General features: G+C 66.9%; 14 protein-coding genes. 11 read left to right on the forward strand and 3 right to left on the reverse strand.

Annotated elements, in window-relative coordinates; all coding sequences use genetic code 11:
- The first annotated feature begins 18 nt into the window (after positions 1-18).
- The 11 genes from QTI05_RS20385 to QTI05_RS20435 all read left to right on the forward strand — a co-directional run bounded on the left by QTI05_RS20385 (position 19) and on the right by QTI05_RS20435 (position 10,512).
- Entirely contained in the window at positions 19-942 is a 924-nt protein-coding gene (locus tag QTI05_RS20385) for a transglutaminase family protein (RefSeq protein ID WP_286620584.1), read from the forward strand.
- A 16-nt stretch (positions 943-958) separates the two neighbouring features.
- Positions 959-1,267 carry a hypothetical protein gene (locus tag QTI05_RS20390; protein WP_286657846.1) on the forward strand — a complete coding sequence of 103 codons (309 nt, stop codon included), beginning with the start codon at positions 959-961 and terminating at the stop codon, positions 1,265-1,267.
- 70 nt (positions 1,268-1,337) lie between these two features.
- Positions 1,338-2,015, forward strand: coding sequence for an HAD family hydrolase (locus QTI05_RS20395; RefSeq protein WP_286620586.1), 678 nt, complete (start codon positions 1,338-1,340; stop codon positions 2,013-2,015).
- A 26-nt stretch (positions 2,016-2,041) separates the two neighbouring features.
- Complete coding sequence (pgm, locus tag QTI05_RS20400; RefSeq protein ID WP_286620588.1) at positions 2,042-3,685, forward strand: phosphoglucomutase (alpha-D-glucose-1,6-bisphosphate-dependent); 1,644 nt, start codon at positions 2,042-2,044, stop codon at positions 3,683-3,685.
- 194 nt (positions 3,686-3,879) lie between these two features.
- Entirely contained in the window at positions 3,880-5,658 is a 1,779-nt protein-coding gene (locus QTI05_RS20405) for a nitrite/sulfite reductase (RefSeq protein WP_286620589.1), read from the forward strand.
- Between the two features lie 55 nt (positions 5,659-5,713).
- Positions 5,714-6,112 carry a DUF934 domain-containing protein gene (locus QTI05_RS20410; RefSeq protein ID WP_286544688.1) on the forward strand — a complete coding sequence of 133 codons (399 nt, stop codon included), beginning with the start codon at positions 5,714-5,716 and terminating at the stop codon, positions 6,110-6,112.
- 66 nt (positions 6,113-6,178) lie between these two features.
- Positions 6,179-6,799, forward strand: a complete 621-nt coding sequence (locus QTI05_RS20415; RefSeq protein WP_286620591.1) for a phosphoadenosine phosphosulfate reductase domain-containing protein — start codon at positions 6,179-6,181, stop codon at positions 6,797-6,799.
- A gap of 33 nt (positions 6,800-6,832) precedes the next feature.
- Complete coding sequence (gene cysD, locus QTI05_RS20420) at positions 6,833-7,783, forward strand: sulfate adenylyltransferase subunit CysD (protein WP_286544691.1); 951 nt, start codon at positions 6,833-6,835, stop codon at positions 7,781-7,783.
- Positions 7,783-9,120: a sulfate adenylyltransferase subunit 1 gene (locus QTI05_RS20425; RefSeq protein WP_286620592.1), complete on the forward strand. Its 1,338-nt coding sequence runs from the start codon at positions 7,783-7,785 to the stop codon at positions 9,118-9,120. Before cysD ends, QTI05_RS20425 begins: the two co-directional genes overlap by 1 nt.
- 43 nt (positions 9,121-9,163) lie before the next feature.
- Entirely contained in the window at positions 9,164-9,493 is a 330-nt protein-coding gene (gene fdxA / locus QTI05_RS20430) for a ferredoxin FdxA (RefSeq protein WP_286544693.1), read from the forward strand.
- Positions 9,490-10,512, forward strand: a complete 1,023-nt coding sequence (locus tag QTI05_RS20435) for an NAD(P)/FAD-dependent oxidoreductase (protein WP_286621124.1) — start codon at positions 9,490-9,492, stop codon at positions 10,510-10,512. Before fdxA ends, QTI05_RS20435 begins: the two co-directional genes overlap by 4 nt.
- A gap of 4 nt (positions 10,513-10,516) precedes the next feature.
- On the opposite strand, the gene QTI05_RS20440 is transcribed toward QTI05_RS20435, so the two are convergent.
- Genes QTI05_RS20440 through QTI05_RS20450 form a run of 3 tightly spaced genes read right to left on the reverse strand, consistent with a single transcriptional unit; the run spans position 10,517 to position 13,902 of the window.
- The gene (locus tag QTI05_RS20440; protein WP_286544694.1) at positions 10,517-10,954 is read right to left on the reverse strand and encodes a CBS domain-containing protein; all 438 of its coding nucleotides are present in this window, start codon (positions 10,952-10,954) and stop codon (positions 10,517-10,519) included.
- Between the two features lie 45 nt (positions 10,955-10,999).
- Positions 11,000-12,055 (reverse strand): 2-oxoacid:ferredoxin oxidoreductase subunit beta, encoded by a 1,056-nt coding sequence (locus QTI05_RS20445; RefSeq protein WP_286544696.1) that lies wholly within the window; start codon positions 12,053-12,055, stop codon positions 11,000-11,002.
- Positions 12,052-13,902, reverse strand: a complete 1,851-nt coding sequence (locus QTI05_RS20450; RefSeq protein WP_286621126.1) for a 2-oxoacid:acceptor oxidoreductase subunit alpha — start codon at positions 13,900-13,902, stop codon at positions 12,052-12,054. The genes QTI05_RS20445 and QTI05_RS20450 overlap by 4 nt, the downstream gene beginning before the upstream one ends.
- Positions 13,903-13,970: the final 68 nt, after the last annotated feature.

Genomic DNA, 13,970 nt, shown 5'->3' on the forward strand with positions numbered 1-13,970 from the left:
GAACGGGGAGAATCCGCCATGGCCATCCGCTACGACATCAAACACACCACCGTCTACCGCTACAAGCGGCCCGTGAGCTTCGGGCTGCACCGCGTCATGTTTCGCCCGCGCGACAGCCACGACCTGCGCGTGCTGGCAACCGACCTGCAGGTGAGCCCGACCGCGAACGTGCGGCTGATCCAGGATCCGCATTCCAACTCGGTCGCACTGGTGCAGCCGATGGGCAAGGCGACCGAGCTCAAGGTGGTGTGCTCCTTCACCATCGAACAGGTGCCGCCGTCGGAAGACCTGCTGCTCGAGATCGACCCCGCCGCCGAATTTTTGCCGTTTGCCTATTCGATCCAGGATCGGCTCGACCTCGAACACTATCTGCGTCCGCACCACCCCGACCCGGACGGCACGCTGATCCGCTGGGCGCACCAGTTTCTGTACAGCGACGAGCCCAACAGCACCCGGGAGGTGCTTGCGCGCATGAATGCGCACATCGGCAAGAGCCTGAAGTACCAGGCGCGCGACGAGGAAGGCACGCAGAGCCCGCTCGAAACGCTGAACCTCGGCAGCGGCAGCTGCCGCGACTACGCATTGCTGATGATGGAAGCGGCGCGGCGCCTCGGCGTCGCAACGCGCTTCGTCTCCGGCTACCTGTATGACGCCGCGCTCGACACCACGGCCCGGCCGAAGGCCGCGAAGGATGTCAAGGACGCAGGTGCGGCGACGGTCGGCGCCGGCTCTACCCACGCCTGGCTGCACGCCTACCTGCCAGGCGCCGGCTGGGTGGCCTATGACCCGACCAACAACATCATGGGCGGCAGTCAGTTGATCCGCGTCGGCGTGGCGCGCGACCCGTCGCAGGCGGCGCCGATCTCCGGCAGTTGGTTCGGGGATGCCGAGGCCTACGAGGGCATGGTCGCGACGGTGCAGGTGCGACGCATTTCGTCCTGAATACGCCCAAAGCGCGATGGCGGGCACGCCACTTGCTCGCTACTTTGGCGTCATGGAAGCCCGCAGAAATTTTGCCGATAACTGTATGGATATACAGGTACCATTGGCTGCCTTCCAAAAAGAACACGAGGCGCCTGTCATGCAGCTTTCCACCCCGGTGCCGGCGCGCTCGCTGGTGATTCCCTTTCCCCTTCGCCAAAGCGTGGCGAACAGCGGTGTCCGCCCTTTCCAGCTCTCGCCGCGCGATGCCGCGAGTGAATCGATCGCGCTGCAAGCCGCACGCGTGCTGAGCGTCACCGCGCGCAGCTGGTGGCCGGCGGACTGATCCGCCAGCAAGGTTCACGGCAGGCGCCTATGCTGGCGGGCTTCCAACGGAGCCCCGTTAACCTCTGGCCATGGCAGCCATCCCCGAGACCGTCTTCCTGTTCGATGTCGACAACACGCTGCTCGACAACGACGGCGTGCGCGCCGACCTCGCGGCACACCTGGCCAGCGCGTTCGGGCCGGCCGCCGCCGACCGCTACTGGGCGATCCTCGAGGAGCTGCGCGTCGAGCTCGGCTATGTCGACTACCTCGGCGCGCTGCAGCGTTACCGGCTCGATGCGTTGAACGACCCGCGGCTGCTGCTGATGTCGGCCTTCCTGATCGACTACCCGTTCGCCGACCGTGTGTACCCCGGCGCGCTGCAGGCGCTCGCGCATGCGCGGCAATCGGGCCCGACCGTGATCCTGTCCGATGGCGACGTGGTGTTCCAGCCGCGCAAGGTGCAGCGCTCGGGTCTCTGGCACGTGGTCGAGGGCCGCGTGCTGATCTATATCCACAAAGAACTGATGCTCGACGACCTGCAGCGCTGCCACCCCGCGCAGCACTATGTGATGGTCGACGACAAGCTGCGCATCCTGACCGCCATGAAGGCGGTGCTCGGCAGCCGACTCACCACCGTGTTCGTGCGCCAGGGCCACTACGCATTCGATGCGCAGGTCGTCCAGTCGTTGCCGCCGGCCGACGTGACAATCGAGGCCATCGGCGATCTGGCCCGCCACGACCTGGCGTCGCTGCGGGCCGCAGCCTGAACCATTCCACCCAGGGAGACCCCACCATGGCAGACAGCCCCCTCGCCGGCCAGCCCGCACCCGCATCGATGCGGGCAAACCTGCCTCGCCTCGTCACCGCCTACTACGCGCAGGTGCCGGATCCCGAGGCCGCTGCGCAGCGCGTGGCCTTCGGCACTTCGGGCCACCGCGGCTCGGCATTCAACGCCGCCTTCAACGAATGGCATGTGCTGGCGATCTCGCAGGCGATCGCGCAGTACCGCGCGCAGCAGGGCATCGACGGGCCGCTGTTCCTCGGCATCGACACGCACGCGCTGTCGGAGCCGGCGGCGGCGAGCGCGATCGAGGTGCTGGCCGCCAACGGCGTCGAGCTGATGCTGGCCGCGGGCGACGAGTACACGCCCACGCCCGCCATCTCGCATGCGATCCTGGTCTACAACCGGGGGCGCACCGCGGGGCTGGCCGACGGCATCGTGATCACACCCTCGCACAACCCGCCCGAAGACGGTGGCTTCAAGTACAACCCGCCGAACGGCGGGCCGGCCGACACCGATGTCACCAAGTGGATCGAGAACCGCGCCAACGAGCTCATCAAGGCCGGCCTGCAGGGCGTGAAGCGCATGCCGTATTCGCAGGCGCTGCGCGCTCCCACCACGCATCGGCACGACTACCTCACGCACTACGTGGCCGACCTCGCCAGCATGGTCGACATGGACGCGATCCGCGCGGCCGGCGTGCGCATGGGCGCCGATCCGCTCGGCGGTGCCGGCGTGCACTACTGGGCCCGCATCGCCGAGCAGTACAAGCTGAACCTCACCGTCGTCAACGAAGAGGTCGACGCCACCTTCCAGTTCATGCCGCTCGACTGGGACGGCCGCATCCGCATGGACCCCTCGTCGGGCCATGCGATGCGCAACCTGATCGGCCTGAAGGATCGCTTCGACGTGGCCTTCGGCTGCGACACCGACCACGACCGGCACGGCATCGTCACCCGCAGCGGCGGGCTGATGCAGCCCAACCACTATCTCGCCGTGATGATCGACTACCTGTTCCGCCATCGGCCGAACTGGAGCGCACAGGCCGCGATCGGCAAGACGCTGGTGAGCAGCTCGATGATCGACCGGGTGGCGGCGCGGCTCGGGCGCCCGCTGCAGGAAGTGCCGGTCGGTTTCAAGTGGTTCGTCAACGGCCTCATGGACGGCAGCCTCGGCTTCGTCGGCGAGGAAAGCGCGGGGGCGTCGTTCCTGCGGCGCGACGGCACCGTGTGGACCACCGACAAGGACGGGCTGGCGCCGGCGCTGCTGTCGGCCGAGATCACCGCGGTGATGGACCGCGACCCGGGCGAGCTGTACAAGGAGTTGACCCAGGCTTTCGGCAACCCGGCCTACGACCGCGTCGAGGCGCCGGCCACGCCGGAACAGAAGGCCAGGCTGTCGAAGCTCACGCCGCAGCAGGTGACCAGCACCGAACTGGCCGGCGAGAAGATCGAGCAGGTGCTGACGAACGCGCCGGCCAACGGCGCAGCGATCGGCGGCATCAAGGTGGTGGCCGCCAACGGCTGGTTCGCGGCTCGGCCTTCCGGCACCGAGAGCATCTACAAGATCTACGTGGAAAGCTTCAAGGGCGAAGACCACCTGCAGCGCATCGTGACCGAGGCCCAGGCGATCGTCGACAAGGCGCTGGCCACCTGATCCGCACACGATGCAAGGGTTCTCCCCTTATCCAGAATATGCATCCAACCGCCCCGCAACCCGCATGGATGCTGGTGAATAAGCTTATCCGCATAAGGCGCGAACCAAAAAATAGTTTGCTTCCATAAGGCGCGCTTTTACAGTTCGGCTCCCTGGCTGGCTACGGACGCGCCGCCCCCAGAACCTTTATCACGATGTACCAATACACAGATTTCGACCGCCAGTTCGTGCACCAGCGCGCGGCGCAATTCCGGGACCAACTCGAACGCTGGCAATCCGGCAAGCTGCACGAAGACGAGTTCCGTCCGCTGCGGCTGCAAAACGGCTGGTATGTGCAGCGCTATGCGCCGATGCTGCGCGTCGCAGTGCCGTATGGCGAGTTGTCGAGCAAGCAGATCCGCGTGCTGGCGAAGATCGCCCGCGAGTACGACGAGCCCGAAGCCGAGGTCTACAGAAACGCCCTCAAGACCCAGGGCAAGCTCGGCACGCAGAAGCTGCCGACGCACTATGCGCACTTCTCGACGCGCCAGAACGTCCAGTACAACTGGATTCCGCTGGCCAAGTCGGCCGACGTGATGGACCTGCTGGCCTCGGTCGACATGCACGGCATCCAGACCAGCGGCAACTGCATCCGCAACATCACGAGCGACGAGCGTGCCGGCATCGCGGTCGACGAGATCGCCGACCCACGCCCCTTTGCCGAGATCATGCGGCAATGGAGCACGCTGCACCCCGAGTTCGCGTTCCTGCCGCGCAAGTTCAAGATCGCGATCACCGGCGCCACAGAGGACCGTGCCGCCACCGGCTGGCACGACGTGGGTCTGCACGTGGTGAAGAACGAGGCGGGGGACATCGGCTTTCGCGTGCAGGTCGGCGGCGGCATGGGCCGCACGCCGATCATCGGCACCGTGCTGCGCGAGTTCCTGCCCTGGCAGCAGATCATGAATTACCTCGAAGCGGTAATCCGGGTCTACAACCGCTACGGCCGGCGCGACAACATCTACAAGGCGCGCATCAAGATCCTGGTGAAGGCCGAAGGCCAGCGCTACATCGACGATGTCGAGGCCGAGTACAAGCAGATCCTCGAGCACGACGGCGCGCCGCACACCATCACGCAGGCCGAATACGACCGCGTGGCCGCCTCCTTCGTGCCGCCGCAGCTCGCCACCCGCGTGCTGCAAAGCGCCGAGCAGACCGATGCCGACCTGCGCAAGTACGCGGCCGACGACGTGCGCTTCGCGCGCTGGCTGGCGCGCAACGTGGCGCCGCACAAGAACCCGGCCCTGCGCGCCGTGACGCTGTCGTTCAAGCGCCTGCACCAGGCACCGGGCGACGCCGATGCCAACCAGCTCGACACCATCGCGCAGCTGGCCGACCGCTTCTCGGCCGGCGAAGCTCGCGTGACACACGACCAGAACGTGGTGCTGCCCTGGGTGCATGCCGAAGACCTGCATGCGCTCTGGTATGCGGCGCGCGAGGCCGGCTTCGCCAGCGCCAACGTGCACCTGCTGACCGACATGATCGCCTGCCCCGGCGGCGACTTCTGCTCGCTGGCCAATGCGCGCTCGATCCCGATCGCCGAGGCCATCACCGAGCGCTACCAGGATCTGGACGAGCTCGACGACCTCGGCGAGATCGACCTGCACATCAGCGGCTGCATCAACTCCTGCGGCCACCACCACAGCGGCCATATCGGCATCCTCGGCGTCGACAAGGACGGCAAGGAGTGGTATCAGGTCTCGCTCGGCGGCTCCGACGGCTCCGCGCTCAGCGGCACGCCGCAGGCCGGCAAGGCGGTCGGTCCCTCGTTCTCGGCGGCCGAAGTGCCGGATGTGATCGAGGCCGTGCTCGGCACCTACCGCGACACCCGCAATGCCGGCGAGACCTTCATCGACACGCTGCGCCGTGTCGGCCACGACCCGTTCAAGGCCTCGGCCAACGGTGCGCGCATCAAGGTGGAGGCCACGGCATGAGCCGCCGCGCCGCTCCCAAGGCGAATAACGCAGCGCGTAGCGCGGAGGTTTCCGAATGAACAAGACACTCAAGCTGGTGGCGGCCGAAGACCACATCGACGACGGCGACCCGAAGGTGCTGCAGCTCGCCAACGACGCCGATCCGCAGGCGATCGAAGTCTGCCTGGCCGACATCGAGCGCATCGACCTGAACTTTCCGAAGTTCACCGACGGCCGCGCCTACAGCCAGGCCTTCCTGCTGCGCCGCCGCCTCGGCTTCAAGGGCGACATCCGCGCCACCGGCGACGTGCTGATCGACCAGCTGGTGCAGATGGAACGCACCGGTTTTTCGAGCGCCGTGCTGAAGGAAGGCGTGGACGCCTCCGATGCGCAACGCCAGTTCGACCGCTTTCCGCGTTTCTACCAGGGCGACGCCGTCGAAACTGCGCCGCACTTCGCGGCCAGCAACGCCTAGCCGCGCTGCGCCTGTCCGCATAAAGCGCGATCCAAAAGATCGTTTGTTTACCGAATTCTTCGCCACATGAGTATCGACCTCGCACACGCCAACGCCGAACTTGGCCGCAATCCGCAGGGCCTCGTGGACTGGGCCATTGGCCTGGGCCAGCCCGCGATCGTCACCACCAACTTCCGCCCTTTCGAAGCCGTGATCCTGCACATGGTCACGCGCGCGAAGCCTGACGTGCCCGTGGTCTGGATGGACAACGGCTACAACACCGAGGCCACCTACCGCTTTGCCGACGAGGTGACGAAGTTGCTGGGTCTGAATCTGCACATCTATCTGCCGCGGCGCTCGCGTGCGCATCGCGAAGCGGTGGAGGGTTCGACGCCCGGGCTCGACGATCCACGCCATGCCGCTTTCACGGAAGAAGTGAAGCTGGAGCCCTTTGCCCGCGCGCTGCGCGAGACGGCCCCGAAGGTCTGGTTCACGGCGCTGCGGGCTACCGACACGGCCGTGCGCGCCCAGATGGACCCGGTCAGCCTCAACCCGGATGGCTTGGTCAAGGTCGCGCCGCTGCTGCACTGGTCGTCCAAGGAGTTGTACGAGTACTGCGAGGCGCACGGCCTTCCGAACAACTTCGACTACGTGGACCCGACAAAAGGCGAAGACAACCGCGAGTGCGGATTGCATCTCGCGCACTGACGGCCAACGCCGCACCCGACCTCCACCCATCCGATGAACGCCCGTACCGACACCGAACTGCTGCAACCGATGCATTCCCCTGCGCGCCTTTCCAACACCCATCTCGATGCGCTCGAGGAAGAAACGATCTTCATCCTGCGCGAAGTGGCCGCCGCATTCGAGCGCCCCACGCTGCTGTTCTCCGGCGGCAAGGATTCGCTGGTGCTCCTGAAGTGCGCGGAGAAGGCTTTCGGCAGCGGCCGCATCCCCTACCCGCTGCTGATGATCGACACCGGCCACAACTTCCCTGAAGTGACGGCCTATCGCGACCAGCGCGCGCAGGAACTCGGCGCCGAGCTGATCGTGCGCAGCGTCGAGGATTCGATGGCCCGCGGCACCGTGCGGCTGGCCCATCCGGGCGAATCGCGCAACGCACACCAGTCGGTCACGCTGCTCGAGGCCATTGAAGAATTCCGCTTCGACGCACTGATCGGCGGCGCCCGCCGTGATGAAGAAAAAGCGCGCGCCAAGGAGCGCATCTTTTCGCACCGCGATTCGTTCGGCCAGTGGCAACCGAAGGACCAGCGCCCCGAACTCTGGACGCTGTTCAACACGCGCCTGGCACCCGGCGAACACTTCCGCGTGTTCCCGATCTCCAACTGGACGGAGCTCGACGTGTGGCAGTACATCGAGCGCGAGCATGTCGGCCTGCCGTCGATCTACTACACGCACAAGCGCGAAGTGGTCGAACGCCGTGGCCTGCTGGTGCCGGTGACCGAACTGACACCGCCGCGCGACGGCGAAACGGTGCAGGTGCGCGACGTGCGTTTTCGCACCGTGGGCGACATCACGACCACCTGCCCGGTCGAAAGCCTGGCCGCCGATGCCGGTGACGTGGTGGTCGAAACGCTGAAGGTCGACGTGAGCGAACGCGGCGCCACACGCATGGACGACATGACTTCCGAGGCTTCGATGGAGAAGCGCAAGAAAGACGGGTACTTCTGATGACTGCCACCACTCTCTCACCCGCCATCGCAGCCGACACTGGCACCGCCCTGCGCTTCATCACCTGCGGCAGCGTCGACGACGGCAAGAGCACGCTGATCGGCCGCCTGCTGGTCGACAGCAAGACCGTGCTGCAGGACCAGCTGGCCGGCGTGCAGCGCGGCGGCGAAACCGACCTGGCGCTGCTCACCGACGGCCTCTCGGCCGAGCGCGAGCAAGGCATCACGATCGACGTGGCGTACCGCTACTTCTCGACCGCCAAGCGCAAGTTCATCATCGGCGACGCCCCGGGCCACGAGCAGTACACCCGCAACATGGTGACCGCCGCCTCGGCCGCCGACGCGGCGGTGGTGCTGGTCGACGCGACCAAGCTGCCCTGGGCCGGCGAAGTGGCTGACGGCGAAGTCGTCAAGCAGGACCTGTTGCCGCAAACCCGTCGCCACACCCTGCTGTGCAACCTGCTGCGCGTGCAGTCGATCGTGTTCGCGGTCAACAAGCTCGACGCGATGGACGATGCCGAAGTGGCCTTCGAGCGCATCTCGACGGCGCTCGAAGCCTTTGCCGAAGCGGCCGGCGTGCAGGTGGCGGCCATCGTGCCGATCTCGGCGCTCAAGGGCTGGAACGTCGCCTCGCGCTGCACCGCGCAGGCCGACTGGGCCGGCTACGCGGGCCCCAGCCTGCTCGAACTGCTCGAAGCCCTGCCCGTCACGGCGCAGGACGAAGCCGTGCCTTTCGCTTTTCCGGTGCAGTGGATCGAGAAGTTCTCGGCCTCGGCCGATACCTCGCAGGGCCGCCGCGTGTTCTGGGGCCGCGTTGCCAGCGGCCATGTGGCGCCCGGCCAGCGCGTGACGGTGCTGCCGAGCAAGCAGACGGCCACGGTGGCGCAGGTGCTGAACCATGTTCGCCAGCCGCAGACCGTGCACGCGGGCCACAGCGCCGGCATCGTGCTCGACCGCGAACTCGACGTGTCGCGCGGCGACTGGTTGCTGGAGCCCGAGGCCTTCGAGCCGGTGCGCGAGATCACCGCCACCATTGCCTGGCTCGACGACGAGCCGCTCGTCGCCGGCCGTGTCTACTGGGCGCTGCAGGGTCATCGCTGGGTCAAGGCCAAGGTAGCGCGCATCATCGATCGCGTGAACATCACGACGCTCGAATCCGAGCCGACATCGCAACTCGAGGCCAATTCCATCGGCGACGTGGTGCTGGCACTGCAGCAGCCGCTGGCCGTCCTGCCGTTCGCGCAATCGCGCGCATTGGGCTCGCTGGTTCTGGTCGACACGGCCTCGCATAAGACCGCGGCAGCCGTGCTGGTACAGGCCGCCGCCGCAAACGCCTAAAATTACGGGTTTCCCCGATCACCTTCCGCCTGCTGCCAAGACCATGACCCACGTCGTCTCCGAATCCTGCATCCGCTGCAAATACACCGATTGCGTCGACGTGTGCCCTGTGGACTGCTTCCGCGAAGGCCCCAACATGCTGGTGATCGACCCGGACGAGTGCATCGACTGCGCAGTCTGCATCCCCGAATGCCCGGTCAACGCGATCTATGCCGAGGAAGACCTGCCGGCGGACCAGCTGGCCTTCATCAAGCTCAACGCCGAGCTGGCGCTGGCTGACGGCTGGAAGAGCATCACCAAGCGCAAGCCAGCGCTGCCCGATGCCGACGACTGGAAAGACAAGACTGACAAGATCGGGGAGTTGGTGCGCTGAGCGCAACCCCCGCACCGATTGAAACCGACGCGCTGATCGTCGGTGCCGGCCCGGTCGGGCTGTTCCAGGCCTTCCAGCTCGGCCTGCTCGAAATCTCCTGCCACATCGTCGACGCCCTGCCCGCGGCAGGCGGCCAGTGCGTGAAGCTCTATGGCGACAAGCCCATCTACGACATTCCCGGCACGCCGCACACCAGCGGCCGCGGCCTGGCCGAGGCGCTGCTGACGCAGATCGCGCCCTTCAAGCCCCAGTTCCATTTCGGCGAGCAGGTCGCCACGCTGGCGCGCGAGCCGGACGACCGTCTGCGGCTCACGACCTCCGGCGGCAAGACCTTCCTGGCCAAGACCGTCTTCATCGCCGCAGGGGTTGGCGCGTTCGTGCCGAAGCACATCGCCCTCGACGGCATCGCGCGCTTCGAGGGCACGCGCCTGTTCCATCACCCCGAATCGCTCGACGGCTTCGCAGGCCAGACGGTGGTGGTGAACGGCGGCGACGACATCGCGCTGGAAACGGCGCTGTCGATCTCCGCCATCGCGAAGCAGGTCACCCTGCTGCACCGGCGCGACGGCTTCCAGGCCGACGAGGCGGTGGTGGCACGCATGCGCGCCGCGGTGGCCGAAGGCCGCATGCGCTTCGTCGTGGGCCAGCCGGCCGCCTTCGATGGCACCCGCCTGCAGGTGTCCACGCCCGACGCGCAGACCCTTGAACTACCCGTCGATGCGCTGGTCGCCTGCCTCGGCATCTCGCCCCGGCTCGGGCCGATCGCCGACTGGGGCCTCGAACTCGAGCGCAAGCAGGTGCCGGTCGACACCGAGAAGTTCGAAACTCGCGAACGCGGCGTGTTCGCGGTGGGCGACATCAACACCTATCCGGGCAAGCGCAAGCTCATCGTCTGCGGCTTCCACGAAGCCACGCTGGCCGCCTGGGCCGCCACGGCCATCGTGTTCCCGGGCAAGGCGATCCCCTTGCAGTACACGACCACCAGCACGCGGCTGCACACGCTGCTCGGCGTGGGCTGAAACCTCAGCCCAGGACGTCGTTCACCTGCTCGTTGAATTCGGTCTGGCTCAGAGCCGTGCCGATTTCGCGCGGCAGCGCATCGCGCACCGAGAACACGCCGAGGATCTTGGCCCCCGCCACAAGCGGCAGATGGCGGAAACCGCGCTCCAGCATGAGCACCACCGCGTCGGATACCAGCGTCTCGGGCGGCACGCAGATCGGGTTGGGCGTCATGACCTCGCGCACCGCCGTGCGATCAGGGTCGAGTCCCCGGGCCAGCACCCGGGTCATCAAATCGCGCTCGGTCAGGATGCCCAGCAGGGTGTCGGGCAACTCCATGACGAGCACGCTGCCGCAATTGGCGCGCGTCATCACGCAGGCGGCATCCCGCACGCTGGCCTGCGGGCCCAGGCTGATCACGTGCTTGCGGGAGATGGATTGAAAAACGGTGCGCTCGGCCATGGTGCGCCTCCGGAAAGTGGTGCCAATGGTGCCGCGGGCCTGCGCTCAGCGCAAGGCGTCGTTGAGTCGTTCCAGCGCCCGGGCGCCGGGGCACAGCTCGGCCGGCCCCAACGCGTTGAGCGGCCGGTCGGTGGTGTTGAGCGCCGTGTGCAGGTCGGTGGCCAGCGGATCGACGTAGAGCAGCCCGGTCACCACCTCCCCCATCTCGTGGTGCCGCTGCATGTAGGCCATGGCGGCGAAGCGGTCGCCGGGGTTGTAGTCGGGGTGCAGGCTGCGCAGCCGCAGCAATGTGCCGTCATGCTGGCGCACGTCCATCACCTCGCCCGGCCCCATGTCGATGGTGATTTCGTCGCGCCCGCCGATGAAGTCGATGCGGCTCACCGCCTCGTTGTGCTCGCGGACGTAGTCGTAGCTCTTGGTGCTGCCGGGGTGGTTGTTGAACGCGACGCAGGGGCTGATGACGTCGATGAAGGCGGCCCCACCGTGGCTGATGGCGCCCTTGATCAGCGGCACAAGTTGCGCCTTGTTACCCGAAAACCCCCGCCCCACGTAGCTGGCGCCCAACTGCAGCGCCATGGCGACCAGATCGACCGGGCTGTCGGTGTTGACGACGCCCTTCTTGCTTTTGGAGCCCTGGTCGGCCGTGGCCGAGAACTGGCCCTTGGTCAGGCCGTAGACCCCGTTGTTTTCCACGATGTACGCCATCCGCACGCCGCGCCGCATGGCGTGGGCGAACTGGCCCAGGCCGATGGAAGCCGAATCCCCGTCGCCCGAAATGCCGAGGTACAGCAGGTCGCGGTTGGCCAGGTTGGCGCCGGTCAGCACGCTGGGCATGCGGCCGTGCACCGTGTTGAAGCCGTGCGACGCCCCCAGAAAATAATCCGGCGTCTTGGAACTGCAGCCGATGCCCGAGAGCTTGGCCACGCGATGCGGTTCGATGTCCAGCTCCCAGCAGGCCTCGATGATGGCGGCGGAGATCGAATCGTGGCCGCAGCCGGCGCACAGCGTGGAGATCTTGCCCTCGTAGTCGCGCCGCGTGTAGCCGACCTTGTTGGTGGCCAGCGTCGGATGGCGCAGCCGGGGCTTGGCGAGGTAGGTCATGCACGCTCCTTCGTGGCGGGTACGCCGGCCACTTGCGTCTGCAGATGCGCGCTGATGGCCTCGACGATGAAGCGCGCCGTGATGGGCGTGCCATCGAAATGCAGCACCCGGACCAGCCGGGCCGGATCGGCGTCCAGCTCGTTGACCAGCAGGCTGCGCATCTGGGCGTCGCGGTTCTGCTCGACCACGAACACCTGCGTGTGCTGCGCCAGGAACTGCACCACGCTCTCGGGAAAGGGAAAGGCGCGCAGCCTCAGCGCGTCCAGGTGGACGCCGCGTTCTTCCAGCGTTTCCAGCGCCTCGTGCATGGACGGGCTGGTCGAACCGAAATAGATCACGCCCAGGTCGGTCTTCCCGGCAGCCGGGCGCAGCACGGGCTGCGGCACCAGGGTGGCTGCGGTCGCGAACTTCTTCAGCAGGCGCTCCATGTTGTAGATGTAGTCCGGTCCGCGCTCCGAGTACCGGGCGTAGGCGTCGCGCGTGGTGCCGCGCGTGAAGTAGCTGCCCTTGGTCGGATGCGTGCCCGGCAGCGTGCGCCAGGGAATGCCGTCGCCGTCCACATCCTTGTAGCGGCCGAAGTCGCGGCCCGCCTCGAGTTCTTCGGCGCTCATGACCTTGCCGCGGTCGTAGGCCTTGCTGTCATCCCAGGCAAAGGGCTCGCACAGGCGCTGGTTCATGCCGATGTCCAGGTCCGTCATCAGGAACACCGGCGTCTGCAGCCGGTCGGCCAGGTCCAGCGCCGCCACCGCGTGCTCGAAGCACTCGTGTGGATCCTCGGGAAACAGCAGCACATGCTTGGTGTCGCCGTGCGAGGCATAGGCGCAGCACAGGATGTCGGCCTGCTGGGTGCGCGTCGGCATGCCGGTGGACGGGCCACCGCGCTGCACGTTGATCAGGGTGACCGGGATCTCGGCAAAGTAGGCCAGGCCGATGAACTCGGCCATCAGCGAAATGCCTGGCCCCGAGGTGGCCGTGAAGGCCCGCGCGCCATTCCATCCGGCGCCGACCACCACGCCGATCGACGCAAGCTCGTCTTCTGCCTGCACGATGGCAAAGCGATGCTGGCCGGTGGCCGGGTCCACGCGCAGTTTGGTGCAGTATTTCTGGAAGGCCTCGGCCACCGAGGACGACGGCGTGATCGGATACCAGGCCGCGACCGTCGCGCCGCCATACACACAGCCCAGCGCAGCGGCGCTGTTGCCATCCACGAAGATCCGGTTGCCCACCCGATCGGCGCGCCGCACCCGGAGCCCCAGGGGTTCGCGCAGGTTCTCCCGCGCGAAGTCACAGCCCAGGTGCAGTGCCTGCACGTTGGAGGCCAGCAGCTTCTCCTTGCCCTTGTACTGCTCACCGAACAGCTGCTCGACCACCTTCGGCTCGATGCCAAGCAGGATGGCCAGGGCACCCACGTAGACGATGTTCTTGAACAGCTGGCGCTGGCGCGGGTCGTGGTAGACGGCGTTGCAGATCTCCGTCAGCGGCATGCCGATCACGCGGATGTCGGTGCGGAATTTCGAGGGCGGCAACGGCCGCGTGCTGTCGTAGAAGAGATAGCCGCCCGGCACCAGTTCGGCCAGGTCGGCATCCCAGGTCTGCGGGTTCATTGCCACCATCATGTCGGTGCCGCCGCGCCGGCCGAGGTGGCCCGCCTCAGTCACGCGCACCTCGTACCAGGTGGGCAGGCCCTGGATGTTGCTCGGGAAGATGTTCCGCGGACTCACCGGCACGCCCATGCGCAGGATGGCCTTGGCGAACAGCTCGTTGGCCGAGGCCGAACCCGAGCCGTTGACGTTGGCGAACTTGATGACGAAATCGTTCACCGCCTCGATCTGCGGGATGGCGCCCATGCTCGCCATTTCGTGTGTTTCGTTGCCCGCCGAGAGAGCCTTCGCGCCTTCGGGCGGCCGCACCGCGC

It is taken from the genome of Variovorax fucosicus (assembly GCF_030316825.1).
GTDB lineage: Bacteria > Pseudomonadota > Gammaproteobacteria > Burkholderiales > Burkholderiaceae_C > Variovorax > Variovorax fucosicus.